The organism is Pseudomonas sp. Sample_14, assembly GCF_004307515.1.
Classification (GTDB): Bacteria; Pseudomonadota; Gammaproteobacteria; order Pseudomonadales; family Pseudomonadaceae; genus Aquipseudomonas; species Aquipseudomonas atacamensis.
This window is the reverse complement of the sequence record NZ_RCOC01000023.1, coordinates 1-16,286: the sequence shown is the minus strand read 5'-3', so window position 1 is coordinate 16,286 and position 16,286 is coordinate 1. Positions and strand designations below refer to the sequence as shown.

Here is a 16,286-nt window from a genome sequence, read left to right as displayed (position 1 = left end):
AGGGCTGGGGTGAGGGGCTACGATGTCTGATCCCACAAAAAAAGCCCCGCCTGATCAAGTCAGGCGGGGCTTTTGCGTTACCGGGTGAAGCTTAGTTCGAGCTCACCGAAGAACGCGGTGCTACTGGCTGGTTGTCGTTGGAGATGGTCACTTCCACACGACGGTTCATCGCACGACCCGAAACGCTGCCGTTATCCGCTACTGGGTATTCCTTGCCATAACCCTGAGCGACGATGCGCGAAGGGTCGACGCCCATCTTGATCAGAGCCATCTGCACGGAAGTCGCGCGGCGCTCGGACAGCGACTGGTTGTAGCTCGCGGTGCCGGTGCTGTCGGTGTAACCCTCGACGATCACTTTGCGATCCGGGTTTTCCTGAAGGAATTGCGCCAGTTTGTTGATGTTCACCAGGCCGCTGGATTTCAGATCAGCCTTGTTGGTGGCGAACAGCACGTCACCGAAAGTCACCAGCGTACCGCGATCAGTCTGCTTGGCGTTGAGGCTGTCCTGCAGCTGTTTGATCTGCTGGTCACGGGCATCCAGACGAGCCTGGGCGCGTTGGGCAGCGGCGTTTTTCAGGTTGTTTTCAGCGGTGCGCAGAGCGATGGTCTGCTTGGCCACTTCGACGCGCTGATTGGTCAGGTAAGCCAGTTGGTCAACCTTGGCTGCGTCTTCCTTGTCCAGATAAGCCTTGTCGGCCTTGTCCAGGTAATCGCTGGCGTCTTTGGTTTCCAGTGCCGCGACTTTGCTCGCCTGTGGGTTGGCCTGCAGGCCGGCGTAGTTGGTGCGCGCCTGTTCCAGGTTCGGGTTAGGCGGGGTGGAGCAGGCAGCCAGTGCAACGCTTGCGGCCAGAAGAGCGGGAATCATCAGTTGCTTACGCATAATTTGTCGTCCTTTCTATCGGTAAGAGTTTCAGCTTTGCGGTCGGGATGCGCGCTTACTGCACAGTGCGCTGGCTTTCCTGACGCAGTTCCTGAACACCTTTCTGGGAATCCTTCACAGCCTGTTCGGCCTTGGCGGCCTGAGCCTTGCGTTCAGCGACGCGAGCGTCCCATTCAGCCTGTTCGGACAGGCGACGGGCCTCGTCATACTTCTTGTCGTGCATGGCGATTTCAGCTTGTTTCAGTTTGTCCTGAGCCTGCTTCATTTCCACCGCAGCGAACTCGGTACCGCCAGCGCTGACGGCGCTGTTGACGGCCGATTGGGTCACGGCGTACTGCTCGGTCGGAGGATTACCGGCGCAACCGGCCAGTACGAAGCTGGTGCCGATGGCCAGAGCGGCCAGTTTCAGACCGCGCAGGTGGGAAAACGAGGTTTGGGTTTTCATGGTCTTCAACTCCATTAGGCATCTCCTGAAAATACAACTGAATCCATCCTGGCAGAGGAGGCGAAAGCATCGCTTGTAGACGCGAATTGAAACGCTCGTTCCAGGCGTGGTTACCTGTTCCGACCGGCGGCATTTTTGAAAAGTTCAGAAAAGATGGCCTATCGCCAAAAATTAAATTGACCGTTTGGACAAGGCTCTGGGACGGGAACTTTGGGGCTTTGGAGCGGTACGCGCGGGTGTAATTTGTCTGTTGATAAACCAATTTACGAACTGGAATACAGCCTATGTGGGAGCGAGCCTGCTCGCGAATGAGATGTGTCAGCCAGCGCAAATGCTGGATGAAAATCCGCATTCGCGAGCAGGCTCGCTCCCACATTTGTGATGTGTGTCGGATCAGTGCTTCTGCTTGTTCTCAGCCGAGGACAAATCATGCAGATGCCGCCGCGACAACGCCAGAAAACGCGGCGTCGGGCCGACATCCTCATACAACGGATCACCTTCCTCATCGGTCGCCACCACCGTCGAACCCTTCACATACGGCAGGCTCGCTTCGAACTCCTCAAGCGCGGCGCCGATCAGTTCGCCGAGCAGTTCCTCGGGATGCCGTTTGGGATACATCTCGGCAATTGCCGCCAGGCGCGCGGCGGCCTCGACGTCCAGATGAATCGTGTAGCCGGTGTCGGTCAGGCGACCTTTGGCGTTTTCTTCCCAATGCTGGGCGAGTTCACGAATTTTCATGATGACCTCATTTAGCGCCTGCTGATGGCAGGCCTGGGTGAGTGTCCGGCAGCGCCGGCGGCGGGCCGTCGTACGGCTTACTGTTGAGACTAGCTTTCGCCGGCAAGGTTTAAAGTCAATTCGTCGCCTGCTTGTAAGAAGCGGCGCAGAGCGGCACTCTCTGGCAAAGCATTCGTTTCTGCGCTGTCCCCGATTACCGCTGGAGAACTGCTGATGACCGATATTGATGCACGCTTGCGCGAAGATGTTCACCTGCTCGGAGAGCTGTTGGGCAACACCATTCGAGACCAGTACGGCGAGGCGTTCCTCGACAAGATCGAGCAGATTCGCAAGGGCGCCAAGGCCGACCGGCGCGGCTCGATGGACGCTGAACTGAGCGCCAGCCTCAATCAATTGAGCGAAGACGAATTGCTTCCGGTCGCGCGGGCCTTCAACCAGTTTCTCAACCTGGCCAACATCGCCGAGCAATATCAGCTGATCCATCGCCGCGAGGAGTCGCAACCGGCGCCGTTCGAATCGCGGGTGTTGCCGGAACTGCTCGCGCGCCTGCGCAGTGAAGGGCACAGCGCCGAATCTCTGGCCCGGCAACTGGCGCGGCTGGAAATCGAACTGGTGCTGACCGCGCACCCCACCGAAGTGGCGCGACGCACGTTGATCCAGAAGTACGACGCGATCGCCGCGCAACTGGCCGCGCAGGACCATCGCGACCTGACCAGCGCCGAGCGCGAGCAGATCCAGAGCAAACTGCAGCGGCTGATCGCCGAAGCCTGGCACACCGAAGAAATCCGCCGCACCCGCCCGACGCCGGTCGATGAAGCCAAATGGGGCTTTGCGGTGATCGAGCATTCGTTGTGGCAGGCGATCCCCAACCATATGCGCAAGGCGGATCAGGCGCTGTTCGCCGCCACGGGCCTGCGCTTGCCGCTGGAAGCCGCGCCGATCCGCTTCGCCTCATGGATGGGCGGCGACCGTGACGGCAATCCCAATGTCACCGCCGCCGTCACTCGTGAAGTCTTGCTGCTGGCGCGCTGGATGGCCGCTGACTTGTACCTGCGCGACGTCGATCATCTGGCTGCCGAACTGTCGATGCAGCAGGCCAGCAATGCGCTGAAGGCCAAGGCCGGCGACAGCGCCGAACCTTATCGCGCAGTGCTCAAACAATTGCGCGAACGCCTGCGCGCCACACGCAACTGGGCGCACGCTGCATTGACCGCGCCGACCCCGGCAACCGCCGATGTGCTGCACGACAATCGCGATCTGCTCGAGCCTTTGCAGTTGTGTTTCAACTCGCTGCACGAGTGCGGCATGGGCGTCATCGCCGACGGGCCGTTGCTCGATTGCCTGCGTCGGGCGGTGACGTTCGGCCTGTTTCTGGTGCGCCTCGATGTGCGTCAGGATTCGACCCGGCACAGCTCGGCAATGACCGAAATCACCGATTACCTCGGCCTCGGCCGCTACGAAGATTGGGATGAAGAACAGCGCATCAACTTCCTCACCGAGGAGCTGAGCAACCGTCGACCGTTGCTGCCCGCGCATTTCAAACCATCGGCGGACACCGCCGAAGTGCTCAACACCTGCAAGGAAATCGCCGCCGCGCCCGCTGCGTCGCTGGGCTCCTACGTGATCTCCATGGCCGGCGCCGCTTCCGACGTGCTCGCGGTGCAACTGCTGCTCAAGGAATCCGGCGTACTGCGGCCGATGCGCGTGGTGCCGCTGTTCGAAACCCTCGCCGACCTCGACAACGCCGGACCGGTGATGGAACGTCTGCTGCTATTGCCGGGCTATCGCGCGCGTTTGCATGGCCCGCAGGAAGTGATGATCGGCTATTCCGACTCGGCCAAGGACGCCGGCACCACCGCTGCGGCGTGGGCGCAATATCGCGCGCAGGAGCGCCTGGTGGAAATCTGCCGCGAACAGCAAGTCGAGCTGCTGCTGTTCCACGGTCGCGGCGGCACCGTTGGCCGTGGTGGCGGTCCGGCGCACGCGGCGATTCTGTCGCAACCACCGGGTTCGGTGGCCGGGCGTTTCCGTACGACCGAACAGGGCGAAATGATTCGTTTCAAATTCGGCCTGCCGGACATCGCCGAGCAAAACCTCAATTTGTATCTGGCCGCCGTGCTCGAAGCGACCTTGCTGCCACCGCCGCCGCCGACTCCGGAATGGCGCCATCTGATGGACGAATTGGCGGCGGACGGTGTCAGCGCTTACCGCCAGGTGGTGCGGGAAAATCCGCAATTCGTTGAGTACTTCCGTCAGTCGACCCCGGAGCAGGAGCTCGGACGTTTGCCGCTCGGCAGTCGCCCGGCCAAACGCCGTGCCGGCGGTATCGAAAGCCTGCGGGCAATTCCGTGGATCTTCGGTTGGACCCAGACGCGACTGATGCTGCCAGCCTGGCTGGGCTGGGAGACGGCGCTGAGCAAGGCGCTGGAGCGCGGCGAAGGTGAGCTGCTGGGGCAGATGCGCGAACAGTGGCCGTTCTTCCGCACTCGTATCGACATGCTGGAAATGGTCTTGGCCAAGGCCGACGCGGATATCGCGCAGTCCTATGACGAACGTTTGGTCGAAGCCGATCTGCTGCCGTTGGGCGCGCAGTTACGCGACCTATTGTCGCAGGCATGCACCGTCGTGCTTGGCCTGACCGGGCAGTCGCAGCTGCTGGCGCACAGCCCCGACACCCTCGAATTCATCCGCTTGCGCAACACCTACCTCGACCCGCTGCATCTATTGCAGGCCGAGCTGTTGGCGCGTTCGCGGCAGCAGGATGTCGAGCAGGGCAGCCCGGTGGAACAGGCGCTGCTGGTGTCTGTAGCAGGGATTGCCGCCGGATTGCGCAATACCGGCTAAGGTTGCTGAGCACCTCTGGCGGCGTTCGCGACAAGGGTCGGATGCCGCTTCTCCTGGCGTAGGAAAGTGCCGCGAAGCGACAGTTATTGATGGGGTTGCGACTTGGGTTACCGCGTCGCGAGGTCACGGCGGGCGTCGGTTTCTCCGACTTTTGGCGTCTTGTGTGGGCGCAGCCTGCTGTGTATCTTGATCAGCCTTTGGCCGTTTGTGCGGCCACGACCCGTATTTTCAGGATCCGCCTGTTACGAGCGAATCCTTTGTTTTGTAAAGCTTTTATATAAAAAATTGAGGAGCACATCGATGCGCGTCATTCTGCTGGGAGCTCCCGGGGCCGGTAAAGGTACTCAGGCAAAGTTCATCACCGAGAAATTCGGCATTCCGCAAATCTCCACCGGCGACATGCTGCGTGCTGCGGTCAAGGCTGGCACTCCACTGGGCGTGCAAGCCAAGAGCATCATGGATGCCGGCGGCCTGGTGTCGGATGACCTGATCATCGCGCTGGTCAAGGACCGCATCGCTCAACCTGATTGCGCCAACGGTTTCCTGTTCGACGGCTTCCCGCGCACCATTCCACAGGCTGAAGCGCTGGTCACTGCCGGCGTCGAGCTGGATGCCGTGGTCGAGATCGCTGTAGAAGACGAAGAAATCGTGCAGCGTATTGCCGGTCGCCGTGTTCACGAAGCCAGCGGCCGCGTTTACCACATCGTCTACAACCCGCCGAAACTGGCTGGCAAGGACGACATCACCGGCGAAGAGCTGGTGCAGCGCAAGGACGACACCGAAGAAACCGTGCGTCATCGCCTGTCGGTCTACCATTCGCAGACCAAACCGCTGGTGGATTTCTATAAGAACCTTTCCGCCAACAACGGCGGCAAGCCAAAGTACAGCCACATCGAAGGCGTGGGTTCGGTTGATGCAATCACCGCCAAGGTGTTGGCCGCGCTGAGCTGAAAAGTCTGATCGGCTGCATCATCCACGGCCCGCTTGCGGGCCGTAGTTGTTTATACTGACGCACTTTTTTCCCCACCCCTGTTTTGGAAACATCGATGAGCACCTTGCTGGCCCTGGACACCGCGACTGAAGCTTGCTCCGTTGCCTTGCTGCATGACGGCAAGGTCACGAGCCATTACGAGGTGATCCCGCGTCTGCATGCGCAGAAGCTGCTGCCGATGATCCAGCAATTGCTCGCCGATGCGGGCACCACGTTGCAAGCGGTCGACGCGATTGCCTTCGGCCGTGGCCCGGGCGCGTTCACCGGTGTGCGCATTGCCATTGGTGTGGTGCAGGGTTTGGCCTTTGCTCTGGATCGTCCGGTGTTGCCGGTATCCAACCTTGCCGTGCTGGCACAGCGTGGCTTTCGTGAACATGGCGCAAGCCAGGTGGCAGCCGCCATCGATGCGCGGATGGATGAAGTGTATTGGGGCTGCTACCGCGAGACGGCGGGGGAGATGCGTCTGGTTGGTGCCGAAGCCGTTCTACCACCGGAAGTCGCCGCGCTGCCGGCTGACGCCAATGGCGATTGGTTCGGTGCCGGTACCGGTTGGAGTTATGGTGAGCGCATCGCGGTCAATCTGAGTGGCTCCGACGCCGGCATGCTGCCCCACGCCGAAGACCTGTTGACCCTGGCGCGTTTCGCCTGGGAGCGCGGTGAGGCGATCCCGGCAGATGACGCCCAGCCGGTCTACCTGCGCGATAAAGTCGCCACCCCGAAAGCCCGCTGATTCGACACTTTCTCCTGTGGGAGCCAGCCTGCTCGCGAAGGCTTTTGGTCAGTCACTGTATGTGTTGAATGTGCTTGACCCTTCGCGAGCAGGCTCGCTCCCACAGGTTCGCTGGTCACATACAAATATCGCCAATCGTCAGTTTCTGCCCCCTCGCTTAAAACCTTTTGCGCTTTATGTGTTCTAGTTATCACTCGGCGGTTTGCTAAGTCGGTCAAGTGCCGCTAAATTGCCATCATTGATACCGAGCATGACATTATGCGTATAGACGGCGTTTCCACTCAGTCCTACCCCATCAAGCGCAAGCCGCGTAAAAGCAATGCGGCGCTGGATGAATCTGTCGACATCATCGACGGCGAGCTGGAATTCCCGAGCGAAGAGCAGATGGCCGCTCGTGCCGCGCAAGCCACCGCGCAACGCCTGAGCAACCTGCCTGCCCGCCAGCAAGACATGATCTACCACCGCGCGATGAAGAAAAGCGTAGCCATGGCTCTGGCCAGCTACCTGAGCACCGCCGGTTTTGTCGATTGGGACGCAGACGTGCTGGGCCTCGATCTGTATATCTGATGGATCTGCCTTACTACCTCGGTTGCCCGTCCTGGAGCGAAAATGCCTGGCGCGAGTATCTGTATCCGGTAGGCGCAAAAACCTCCGACTTTCTCGCTCTCTACTGCCAGGTGTTCAACGCCGTCGAAGGCAACACCACCTTCTACGCCAGCCCGTCGCCAGCCACTGTACAGCGCTGGGCCGAGATCATGCCGGCGCACTTTCGCTTCACTGCCAAATTCCCCGGCGACATCAGCCACAGCGGCGACTTGCGCGAGCAACTGACCGCTGCCGAAACCTTCCTGCAATTACTCAAGCCGTTAGGCGAACGTGTTTCGCCGCTGTGGCTGCAACTGTCGAAAAGCTTCACGCCGCAGCGTCTGCCGGAGCTCGCGGCGTTTATCGATGCGCTGGATTGCCCGCTTGCGGTCGAGGTGCGCAATGAACAGTTCTTCGCCAAGGGCGAGAGCGAGCGTCTGCTCAATCGTCTGTTGCTGGATCGCGGTGTCGAGCGCATCTGTCTCGACCCGCGCGCGCTGTTCAGCTGCTTGTCGACCGAGTCCTCGGTGATCCACGCGCAGTCGAAAAAACCGCGTGTACCGACGCGTCCGGCGGCGTTCACGCAGTTTCCACAGGTGCGCTTCATCGGCCATCCCGAGCTTGAGGCCAACGATGCGTTTCTTGTGCCGTGGGTGGCGAAAGTCGCTGAATGGATCGAAGAGGGCCGCACGCCCTACGTCTTTCTGCATACCGCCGACAACCTGTTGGCAGCGAAACTGGCGCAACGTTTTCACGCACAACTGATGCAACGTTTGCCTGGCTTGCCCGCGCTGCCTGAGCTATACAGAGAACCCGCCGCCGAGCAGCTTGGCTTGCTCTGAGGCGGTTTTTTTCTGTCCGGGAGCCCGTCGATGAACGTCCAAGTCAGTCAACAGCAACTCCTCAAAGCCCAAGCCTTCAAGGCCCTGCATGATCGCCAGGGGATCTTCGTCATCCCCAATCCGTGGGATGCCGGCTCGGCGAAGATGCTCGCCAGTCTTGGCTATCAGGCCTTGGCCACCACCAGCGCCGGTTACGCGTTTTCCCAGGGCAAGGCTGATGGCGCACTGAGTCTCGACGAAACCTTGGCCAATGTCCGCGCGATTGTCACGGCGACGGATCTGCCGGTGGCGGTGGACCTGGAAAACGGCTTTGCCGATGATCCGGTCGAGTCTGCGCAGAGTCTGTTGCGCGCCGCCGAGGCGGGCGCGGTGGGCGGGTCGATCGAGGACGCTACGGGACGTCCGGACGCGCCGATCTATTGCTTCGAACACGCCGTCGCACGGATTGAAGCCGCCGTCGCGGCGGTGCGCACCCTGCCGTTTCCCTTCATTCTCACGGCTCGCGCGGAAAATTACCTGCACGGTAATCCCGATCTCGACGACACCATTCGCCGTTTGCAGGCATTTGCCGCGGCGGGTGCCAACGTGCTCTATGCGCCGGGTTTGCGCAGCGCCGAAGAAGTGCTGGCAGTGGTGCGAGCCGTGGCGCCGAAGCCGATCAACGTTTTGATGTCTGGCGGTTTGAAACTGACCGTGCAACAGCTCGAGGAACTGGGCGTACGCCGCATCAGCACCGGCTCGGCACTGGCGCTGGCGGCGTTCGGCGAGCTCTTCCGCGCTGCTGAAGAAATCCAGCAATCCGGCACCTTTGGTTTCACGTCACAGTCGATGCCGTACGCCAAGGCCAATCAATTCTTCAAGGACTGAGCATGGGACGTTGGCTGTTCTGGGGGGTGTTGCTCGCGATGGGTGGCGCAGCGGTGAGTGTCTGGCGCGGCTGGCTGGAGGTGCCGCCGCAGTGGAACCCGTGGGCGCCATTGGACATAAAAGCCGCGCCCAACTGGCTGACCGGTTACAAACTCATGCGCCTGCGCAGTGATCCCGAGCTTTGCGCACAGGCGCTGAGCAGCTCGGATCTGCGCGTCAGCCCCCAGGCCGACAGCCCGGGCGCCAAGTGTCCGCTGATCGCTGCTCTGCGGGTGCAGGGCGGTGAAGTGGCGCTGAGCAGCAGTTTCATCGCCAGTTGCCCGCTGGCGGTGGCCTACGCAATGTTTGAACACCACACCCTGCAACCGGCGGCGCAATCGCTTTATGGACAGAAAGTGGCGCGGGTCGATCACCTCGGCAGCTTCGCCTGTCGCAATGTCTACAACCGTGAGAGCGGCGCTCTCAGCCGACATGCGAGTGCCGACGCGCTGGACATCGCCGGTTTCCGCCTGGCTGACGGGCGCACGATCAGCGTGCTCAAGGATTGGCCCAAGCAGAATCAGGACGCAGAGTTTCTGCGCCAGCTGCGTGACGGCGCCTGTGAGTCATTCAGTGTGGTGTTGAGTCCGGACTACAACGCCGCTCATCGCAATCACTTTCATGTCGATGTCGGGCGCTGGAGCGTGTGTCGCTGAGGATCAGGCGGCGAGGCGCAGGTTCTGCAGAACGATCGGGCGCGCCCAGCCATTATCGAAGTCCAGGGCTTTCTGTTGCTCGACGATTTCTTCCGGCGGGAACGGCGGGTAAGGCTTCTGCAGCAAGTCCAGGTCGAACTCGGCGATCGGCAGGTACAGCGGACGTTTCTGCGGAGCAGGGCCTGGCTCCGGCAGTGGCTGGCCATTGTTGATCACAATCGGGCGTACCCAACTGCTGTCGAAATCCTGTTGCTCTTGCTGGGCTTTAAGTTCTTCTGGCGGGAACGGTGGGAACGGCTTGTCCAGCAGCTCCATTTCGAACTCGGCGATCGGCAGGAACAGTGGCTCTGGCGGGCGAACCTGGGTTTCGACCACGTCGCACTCACGCTGGCTGACGATGTGCGCGTGCAACTCGCTGCCAACGGTTGGTTCTTCCGGGCTGTTCAGGTCAACCGGTGGAAACGTGCCACAGGCAGGCACCACTTCACTCGTCTGTTCGGCCAGGGCCTGGGCAAAGAAATCCTGCCACAGGTGACTGACGCCGCTCAGTGCTTGAGTGTTATGACGGCTGAAGTCGCCATGGGGCGAAACGTAGCCAATCGATGTGGGAAGAATGCCTGACATTTTTTTCGGTTGACGCTCAGCTCTGGCAAAATGCGCGTTGAATGGTTTATCGGCGGTTTTTGTCGATCCTTAACTTTTTTGAGCGTTTTTTCATGATCGAGTCACCCGCGGCCTGCCGCATCCATGTCCAGGCCCTCGCCTCAGCGTTTCAAACGCAAGCCGCACACTGGGCCGAACGTCTCGGCCTGCCGCTCGGCGAGGCCGACGGTGAGTTCGCCTTGCAGGTCGGCGAGCAGGGTTTGCAGTTGCAGCAGCTTGGCCCGGACGCCCCGGGACCGGTGCGGGTCGATTTCGTCGAAGGCGGCGCGGCGCATCGTCGTTTGTATGGCGGCGGCAGCGGGCAGATGATTGCCAAGGCTGTCGGCATCGCCCAAGGCGTGCGCCCGCGCGTCCTCGATGCCACGGCGGGGCTGGGCAAGGACGCGTTTGTGTTGGCCAGTCTCGGTTGTGAAATGAGCCTGATCGAGCGCCAGCCGCTGATCGGCGCACTGCTTGAGGACGGCTTGGCCCGGGCGGCAGAAGATTTCGATGTAGCGCCGATCGTGGCGCGGATGAAATTGCTCAAGGGCAACTCCATCGAAGTGATGCGCAGTTGGGAAGGGGAAGCGCCGCAGGTGATCTATCTCGACCCGATGTTCCCGCATCGCGAGAAAACCGCGCTGGTGAAAAAAGAGATGCGCCTGTTCCGCCCGCTGGTGGGCGATGACCCGGATGCCCCGGCCCTGCTTGAAGCCGCACTGGCACTGGCCACGCACCGGGTGGTGGTGAAGCGCCCGCGCAAGGCACCGTGCATCGAAGGGCCGAAACCGAGCCATGCGCTGGATGGCAAATCGAGCCGGTATGACATTTATCCGAAGAAAGCGCTCAAACCCTGAGAGCGCGTCGCCCCATTCGCGAGCAGGCTCGCTCCCACAATTGAAATGCATTCCAGTGTGGGAGCGAGCCTGCTCGCGAAGCGGTCTGCACAAGCACCGCAAAACTGTCAGGGTTTGTACGCCCTCATAAACAACCCCACCACCTCCCGCACATGCCGTTCCGCTGCTTCTCCAGTCAGCGGCTCGCCGCAACCGTACAACAAACGAAAATTTCCCGCCCCTTTGATCAGGCAGAAGAAGTGCTCGGCGGCATTGCGTGGCTGATCGATGCTCAGCGCGCCGGTTGCATGGATTTTCGCCAGGAGACCTTCCATGCCGTTGACCACGCGCTCTGGGCCGGCCTCGAAGAAGATCAGCGACAGCTTCGGGTCCTGACTGCCCAGCGCCATGATCAAACGATGCAGGTTTACCGATTCATCGCTATTGATCAGTTGGTGGAAGCCTCGGGCAATGTTCAGCAATACATTTTCCACCGCGATGCCGTCCGGCAATTCGAAGAACAGCGGCGGTAATTGTTCCTCGCATTTCGCGACGACAGCAGCGGAGAACAGCGTCTCCTTGTCGTTGAAATGACTGTAGACCGTCAGCTTCGACACGCCGGCCTCGCTAGCCACCGCGTCCATGCTGGTGTTGGCGTAGCCATGGCAGAGAAACAGGGTTTTCGCCGCATCCAGGATCGCTTGGCGTTTGGCCAGATCCTTGGGGCGGCCCGGGCCGTTTGGAGCTGAAAGATTGTTCGACATTCTTCGCTTTTAATACTGGACTGGTGAGTTTGCTATTAATACCATACCCGCCAGTATAAATATTCCAAGCCTCATTCGCGAAAGGTCCGTCACCATGTTCCGCCATGCGTTGTCCTTTGCCGTGCCAGTCAGTCTGGCGTTCCTGTTATCGGCGTGCGGTCAGGAAGAGGTGACCAAAGTCACCGTACGCCCGGCCATGGTGGTACAGCCCGAGCCTTCGGCGCAGGCGATGGAGAGTTATCCGGGCGAGGTGCGTGCCCGTTATGAGCCTGATCTGGCATTCCGCATCGGCGGCAAAGTCAGCCGACGACTGGTCGACGAAGGCCAGCGCGTCAAAGCCGATCAGCCCTTGGCCGAACTCGATCCGCAGGATGTGCGCCTGCAACTGGAAGCCACCCGCGCGCAGGTCGCCGCCGCCGAGGCCAATCTGAATCTGGTGCGCGCCGAGCGCGATCGCTATAAAACCCTGATGGATCGGCAGATGGTCAGCCGCTCGGCCTACGACAACGCCGAAAATCTATATCGCTCCGGCGAAGCCCGCCTTAAACAAATCAAAGCCGAATTCAACGTTTCGACCAACCAAGCCAGTTACGCGGTGCTGCGTGCGCCGCAGGATGGTGTGGTGGCCAAGCGTTCGGTGGAAGTCGGTCAGGTGGTCGCTGCCGGGCAAACCGTGTTCACCCTCGCCACCGATGGTGAGCGCGAAGTATTGATCAGCCTGCCGGAGCAAAGCTTCGGCCGCTTCAAGGTCGGTCAGCCGGTTACCGTGGAATTGTGGGCACAGCAGAATCAACGCTTCGCCGGGCAGATCCGCGAGTTGTCGCCGTCCGCCGACCCGCGCTCACGCACTTTTGCTGCGCGTATCTCGTTCACCAGCGGCAAAGTCCCGGCTGAACTGGGGCAGAGCGCCCGGGTGTTCGTGCAAGCGGCTGACAGTGTCTCGCTGTCCATACCGCTTTCCGCGCTGACCGCTGAAAACGGCGCGACCTACGTCTGGGTGGTCAACGGCAACAACACGTTGAAGAAAACTCCGGTACGGGTCGGTCCGTTCGGCGAGAAGAGCGTAGCGGTGCTCGAAGGCTTGAATGCCAGCGATTGGGTGGTGGCTGCCGGCGTTCACGTATTGCTCGACGGCCAGCAGGTGCGACCAGTGGATCGCTCCAATCGTGTGGTCAATCTGGCGAACAAGGAGTAAGCCCCGATGCGCTTCAACCTCTCCGAATGGGCGTTGCGTAATCGCCAGATCGTACTGTTCCTGATGCTTTTGCTCGCCGTTGTCGGCGCGTTGTCCTACACCAAACTCGGCCAGAGTGAAGACCCGCCGTTCACCTTCAAGGCGATGGTCATTCAGACCCGCTGGCCCGGTGCGACCGCGCAGGAGGTCTCGCGCCAGGTCACCGAACGCATCGAAAAGAAGCTGATGGAAACCGGCGAGTACGAACGCATCATGTCGTTCTCACGCCCCGGTGAATCCCAGGTCACTTTCATTGCTCGCGATTCGATGCACTCCAAGGACATTCCCGACCTCTGGTACCAATTGCGCAAGAAGGTCGGCGATATCCGCCAGACTTTGCCGCCGGGAATTCAGGGGCCGTTCTTCAACGATGAGTTCGGCACTACCTTCGGCAATATCTATGCGTTGACCGGCGACGGTTTTGACTACGCCGTGCTCAAGGATTACGCCGACCGCATCCAGATTCAGCTGCAGCGGGTCAAGGACGTCGGCAAGGTCGAACTGCTCGGCCTGCAGGACGAGAAAATCTGGGTCGAGCTGTCCAACGTCAAGCTCGCCACCCTCGGCTTGCCGCTGGCGGCGGTGCAGCAGGCGCTGGAGGAACAGAACGCGGTATCCACGGCGGGGTTCTTCGAAACCGGCAGCGAGCGCTTGCAGCTACGCGTCTCGGGGAATTTTCAGACAGTCGATGAGATAAAGAACTTTCCGATCCGCGTCGCCGATCGTACGTTCCGTATCTCCGATATTGCCGATGTGCGTCGCGGTTTCAGCGACCCACCGGCGCCGCGCATGCGTTTCATGGGCGACGACGCGATCGGTCTGGCCGTGGCGATGAAGGACGGCGGCGACATTCTCGTCCTGGGCAAGGCGCTGGAGGGCGAGTTCTCGCGGATCCAGAAAAACCTCCCGGCCGGCATGCAGTTGCGCAAGGTGTCCGATCAGCCGGCAGCGGTAAAAACCGGCGTCGGCGAGTTCGTTCAGGTACTGGTCGAGGCACTGGCGATCGTCTTGCTGGTGAGCTTCTTTTCCCTCGGTGTGCGCACCGGCATGGTCGTCGCGCTGACCATTCCGCTGGTGCTGGCGATGACCTTCGCCTGCATGTATTACCTCGGCATCGGTCTGCACAAGATTTCCCTCGGTGCGCTGGTGCTGGCGCTGGGCTTGTTGGTGGATGACGCGATCATTGCTGTGGAAATGATGGCGATCAAAATGGAACAGGGCTTCGACCGGATTCGCGCGGCGAGTTATGCCTGGACCAGCACCGCATTCCCGATGCTCACCGGCACGCTGATCACCGCCGCCGGCTTCCTGCCGATTGCCACTGCCCAGTCCGGCACCGGCGAATACACCCGTTCGATTTTCCAGGTAGTGACCATTGCCTTGCTCGCCTCATGGGTCGCGGCGGTGATGTTCGTGCCGTATCTGGGGGAAAAACTCCTGCCGGATCTGGCGAAAATTCACGCGGCAAAACACGGCACTGGCGATGGTCAACCGGATCCGTATGCGACGCCGTTCTATCAGCGCGTCCGGCGTCTGGTGGAGTGGTGCGTGGCCCATCGCAAGACGGTGATCGTGCTCACCGTGGGCCTGTTTATCGCCTCGGTGATGTTGTTCCGCTTTGTGCCGCAGCAGTTCTTCCCGGCTTCGAACCGGCTGGAGTTGATGGTCGACCTGAAACTGGCCGAAGGTGTTTCGCTGGCCAATACCACCAGTGAAGTCAAACGCCTCGAAGCGCTGCTCAAGGAGCACGCCGGCATCGACAATTATGTGGCCTACGTCGGCACCGGCTCGCCGCGTTTCTACCTGCCGCTGGATCAGCAACTGCCGGCGGCGAGTTTTGCCCAGTTCGTGGTGTTGGCAAAAACCATCGAAGAGCGTGAAGCGCTGCGCAGCTGGTTGATCGAAACCCTCAACGAACAGTTCCCGGCCCTGCGTTCGCGGGTCACCCGTTTGGAAAACGGGCCGCCGGTTGGCTATCCGGTGCAGTTCCGCGTCACTGGCGAGCACATCGAAGAAGTCCGTGCGTTGGCGCGCAAGGTGGCAGCAAAGGTTCGCGAGAATCCGCATGTGGTCAACGTGCATTTGGACTGGGAGGAGCCGAGCAAAGTTGTCTACTTGAATATCGACCAGGATCGCGCCCGTGCGCTTGGTGTGAGCACGGCGAATCTGGCGAAATTCCTGCAGAGTTCGCTGGTCGGCTCGACGGTCAGCCAGTACCGCGAAGACAACGAATTGATCGAGATTCTGCTGCGCGGCACCGTGCATGAGCGCACTGAGTTGTCGTTATTGCCGAGTCTCGCGGTGCCGACCGATAACGGCCGCAGTGTGGCGTTGTCGCAGATTGCCACGCTGGAATACGGCTTCGAGGAAGGCATCATCTGGCACCGCAACCGCCTGCCGAACGTGACCGTACGCGCGGACATTTATGGCAAGGAGCAACCGGCGACGCTGGTCAAGCAGATCATGCCGACGCTGGACCCGATTCGCGCCGAATTGCCTGATGGTTATCTTCTGGATGTCGGCGGCACGGTGGAGGACTCCGAGCGCGGGCAGAAGTCGGTGAATGCCGGGGTGCCGATGTTCATTGTCGTGGTGCTGACCTTGCTGATGGTGCAGTTGCGCAGTTTCTCGCGTACGGCGATGGTGTTTCTGACGGCGCCGTTGGGCTTGATCGGGGTGACGTTGTTTCTGATGGTGTTCCGCCAGCCGTTCGGGTTTGTGGCGATGCTCGGGACGATCGCGTTGTCCGGGATGATCATGCGCAATTCGGTGATTCTAGTCGATCAGATCGAGCAGGATATTGCATCGGGGCTTAAGCCTTGGCAGGCGATTATCGAGGCTACGGTTCGGCGCTTCAGGCCGATTGTATTGACGGCGCTGGCGGCTGTGCTGGCGATGATTCCGCTGTCGCGCAGTGTGTTTTTCGGGCCGATGGCGGTGGCGATCATGGGCGGGTTGATTGTTGCGACTGCGCTGACGCTGTTGTTTTTGCCGGCGTTGTATGCGGCCTGGTTCAGGGTTCGTCGGGAGGGTTGAGTTTCTTTGTCGTGGCGGCCTTCGGGCCGACCATGACTTGGGGTTTTGGGTGAATATCCGTTGCTGTGGGTGTTGCTGATTACGGTTCCGCCCTTACGGCGGGTCACCTTTTTCAAACGCCAAAAAGGTAACCCAAAACGCTTGCTCCTACGTTCGG

General features: G+C 60.7%; 15 protein-coding genes. 10 read left to right on the top strand and 5 right to left on the bottom strand.

Translation table 11 applies throughout. The features are described from left to right. Nucleotides 1–91: 91 nt before the first annotated feature. The 3 genes from D8U61_RS04695 to D8U61_RS04680 all read right to left on the bottom strand — a co-directional run bounded on the left by D8U61_RS04695 (nt 92) and on the right by D8U61_RS04680 (nt 2,063). The gene (locus tag D8U61_RS04695; RefSeq protein WP_024011746.1) at nt 92–880 is read right to left on the bottom strand and encodes an OmpA family protein; all 789 of its coding nucleotides are present in this window, start codon (nt 878–880) and stop codon (nt 92–94) included. A gap of 55 nt (nt 881–935) precedes the next feature. Continuing rightward, the gene (locus D8U61_RS04690; protein ID WP_024011747.1) at nt 936–1,340 is read right to left on the bottom strand and encodes a DUF4398 domain-containing protein; all 405 of its coding nucleotides are present in this window, start codon (nt 1,338–1,340) and stop codon (nt 936–938) included. 378 nt (nt 1,341–1,718) lie between these two features. Further along, nucleotides 1,719–2,063, bottom strand: coding sequence for a hypothetical protein (locus D8U61_RS04680; RefSeq protein WP_016771500.1), 345 nt, complete (start codon nt 2,061–2,063; stop codon nt 1,719–1,721). Nucleotides 2,064–2,276: 213 nt separating this feature from the next. Between D8U61_RS04680 and ppc the strand changes: the two genes are divergently transcribed. From ppc to D8U61_RS04645, 7 genes are all read left to right on the top strand, one after another. Beyond that, complete coding sequence (gene ppc, locus D8U61_RS04675) at nt 2,277–4,907, top strand: phosphoenolpyruvate carboxylase (RefSeq protein ID WP_110600163.1); 2,631 nt, start codon at nt 2,277–2,279, stop codon at nt 4,905–4,907. A gap of 300 nt (nt 4,908–5,207) precedes the next feature. After that, nucleotides 5,208–5,858: an adenylate kinase gene (gene adk / locus D8U61_RS04670; protein WP_024011750.1), complete on the top strand. Its 651-nt coding sequence runs from the start codon at nt 5,208–5,210 to the stop codon at nt 5,856–5,858. 95 nt (nt 5,859–5,953) lie between these two features. Continuing rightward, nucleotides 5,954–6,628 carry a tRNA (adenosine(37)-N6)-threonylcarbamoyltransferase complex dimerization subunit type 1 TsaB gene (gene tsaB / locus D8U61_RS04665; protein WP_130926499.1) on the top strand — a complete coding sequence of 225 codons (675 nt, stop codon included), beginning with the start codon at nt 5,954–5,956 and terminating at the stop codon, nt 6,626–6,628. A 258-nt stretch (nt 6,629–6,886) separates the two neighbouring features. Continuing rightward, nucleotides 6,887–7,195: a hypothetical protein gene (locus tag D8U61_RS04660; protein ID WP_130926498.1), complete on the top strand. Its 309-nt coding sequence runs from the start codon at nt 6,887–6,889 to the stop codon at nt 7,193–7,195. Beyond that, nucleotides 7,195–8,055 carry a DUF72 domain-containing protein gene (locus D8U61_RS04655; protein ID WP_125927839.1) on the top strand — a complete coding sequence of 287 codons (861 nt, stop codon included), beginning with the start codon at nt 7,195–7,197 and terminating at the stop codon, nt 8,053–8,055. Before D8U61_RS04660 ends, D8U61_RS04655 begins: the two co-directional genes overlap by 1 nt. Before the next feature lie 30 nt (nt 8,056–8,085). Beyond that, complete coding sequence (locus D8U61_RS04650) at nt 8,086–8,922, top strand: isocitrate lyase/phosphoenolpyruvate mutase family protein (protein ID WP_130926497.1); 837 nt, start codon at nt 8,086–8,088, stop codon at nt 8,920–8,922. A 2-nt stretch (nt 8,923–8,924) separates the two neighbouring features. After that, nucleotides 8,925–9,617, top strand: coding sequence for an extensin family protein (locus D8U61_RS04645; RefSeq protein ID WP_123443063.1), 693 nt, complete (start codon nt 8,925–8,927; stop codon nt 9,615–9,617). Nucleotides 9,618–9,620: 3 nt separating this feature from the next. On the opposite strand, the gene D8U61_RS04640 is transcribed toward D8U61_RS04645, so the two are convergent. Next, complete coding sequence (locus tag D8U61_RS04640; protein ID WP_016770666.1) at nt 9,621–10,241, bottom strand: hypothetical protein; 621 nt, start codon at nt 10,239–10,241, stop codon at nt 9,621–9,623. 95 nt (nt 10,242–10,336) lie between these two features. Here D8U61_RS04640 and D8U61_RS04635 point away from each other — a divergent pair, with 95 nt between their 5' ends. After that, nucleotides 10,337–11,116: a class I SAM-dependent methyltransferase gene (locus D8U61_RS04635; RefSeq protein ID WP_177433302.1), complete on the top strand. Its 780-nt coding sequence runs from the start codon at nt 10,337–10,339 to the stop codon at nt 11,114–11,116. A 107-nt stretch (nt 11,117–11,223) separates the two neighbouring features. On the opposite strand, the gene D8U61_RS04630 is transcribed toward D8U61_RS04635, so the two are convergent. Next, on the bottom strand, nt 11,224–11,859 hold the full coding sequence (locus D8U61_RS04630) for a TetR/AcrR family transcriptional regulator (RefSeq protein WP_024011757.1): 636 nt from the start codon (nt 11,857–11,859) through the stop codon (nt 11,224–11,226). Nucleotides 11,860–11,953: 94 nt separating this feature from the next. Between D8U61_RS04630 and D8U61_RS04625 the strand changes: the two genes are divergently transcribed. Both D8U61_RS04625 and D8U61_RS04620 read left to right on the top strand, forming a co-directional pair. Further along, nucleotides 11,954–13,054, top strand: coding sequence for an efflux RND transporter periplasmic adaptor subunit (locus tag D8U61_RS04625; protein ID WP_024011758.1), 1,101 nt, complete (start codon nt 11,954–11,956; stop codon nt 13,052–13,054). 6 nt (nt 13,055–13,060) lie between these two features. Continuing rightward, the gene (locus tag D8U61_RS04620) at nt 13,061–16,129 is read left to right on the top strand and encodes an efflux RND transporter permease subunit (protein ID WP_125927827.1); all 3,069 of its coding nucleotides are present in this window, start codon (nt 13,061–13,063) and stop codon (nt 16,127–16,129) included. Nucleotides 16,130–16,286 lie beyond the last annotated feature (157 nt).

What these genes read in the sequence shown, in the direction of transcription:
- D8U61_RS04630 (WP_024011757.1), bottom strand. Translation starts at nt 11,859, where the DNA reads ATGTCGAACAATCTTTCAGCTCCAAACGGCCCGGGCCGCCCCAAGGAT.
- D8U61_RS04695 (WP_024011746.1), bottom strand. Translation starts at nt 880, where the DNA reads ATGCGTAAGCAACTGATGATTCCCGCTCTTCTGGCCGCAAGCGTTGCA.
- ppc (WP_110600163.1), top strand. Translation starts at nt 2,277, where the DNA reads ATGACCGATATTGATGCACGCTTGCGCGAAGATGTTCACCTGCTCGGA.
- D8U61_RS04640 (WP_016770666.1), bottom strand. Translation starts at nt 10,241, where the DNA reads ATGTCAGGCATTCTTCCCACATCGATTGGCTACGTTTCGCCCCATGGC.
- adk (WP_024011750.1), top strand. Translation starts at nt 5,208, where the DNA reads ATGCGCGTCATTCTGCTGGGAGCTCCCGGGGCCGGTAAAGGTACTCAG.
- D8U61_RS04620 (WP_125927827.1), top strand. Translation starts at nt 13,061, where the DNA reads ATGCGCTTCAACCTCTCCGAATGGGCGTTGCGTAATCGCCAGATCGTA.
- D8U61_RS04625 (WP_024011758.1), top strand. Translation starts at nt 11,954, where the DNA reads ATGTTCCGCCATGCGTTGTCCTTTGCCGTGCCAGTCAGTCTGGCGTTC.
- D8U61_RS04655 (WP_125927839.1), top strand. Translation starts at nt 7,195, where the DNA reads ATGGATCTGCCTTACTACCTCGGTTGCCCGTCCTGGAGCGAAAATGCC.
- D8U61_RS04650 (WP_130926497.1), top strand. Translation starts at nt 8,086, where the DNA reads ATGAACGTCCAAGTCAGTCAACAGCAACTCCTCAAAGCCCAAGCCTTC.
- D8U61_RS04680 (WP_016771500.1), bottom strand. Translation starts at nt 2,063, where the DNA reads ATGAAAATTCGTGAACTCGCCCAGCATTGGGAAGAAAACGCCAAAGGT.
- D8U61_RS04690 (WP_024011747.1), bottom strand. Translation starts at nt 1,340, where the DNA reads ATGGAGTTGAAGACCATGAAAACCCAAACCTCGTTTTCCCACCTGCGC.
- D8U61_RS04645 (WP_123443063.1), top strand. Translation starts at nt 8,925, where the DNA reads ATGGGACGTTGGCTGTTCTGGGGGGTGTTGCTCGCGATGGGTGGCGCA.
- tsaB (WP_130926499.1), top strand. Translation starts at nt 5,954, where the DNA reads ATGAGCACCTTGCTGGCCCTGGACACCGCGACTGAAGCTTGCTCCGTT.
- D8U61_RS04660 (WP_130926498.1), top strand. Translation starts at nt 6,887, where the DNA reads ATGCGTATAGACGGCGTTTCCACTCAGTCCTACCCCATCAAGCGCAAG.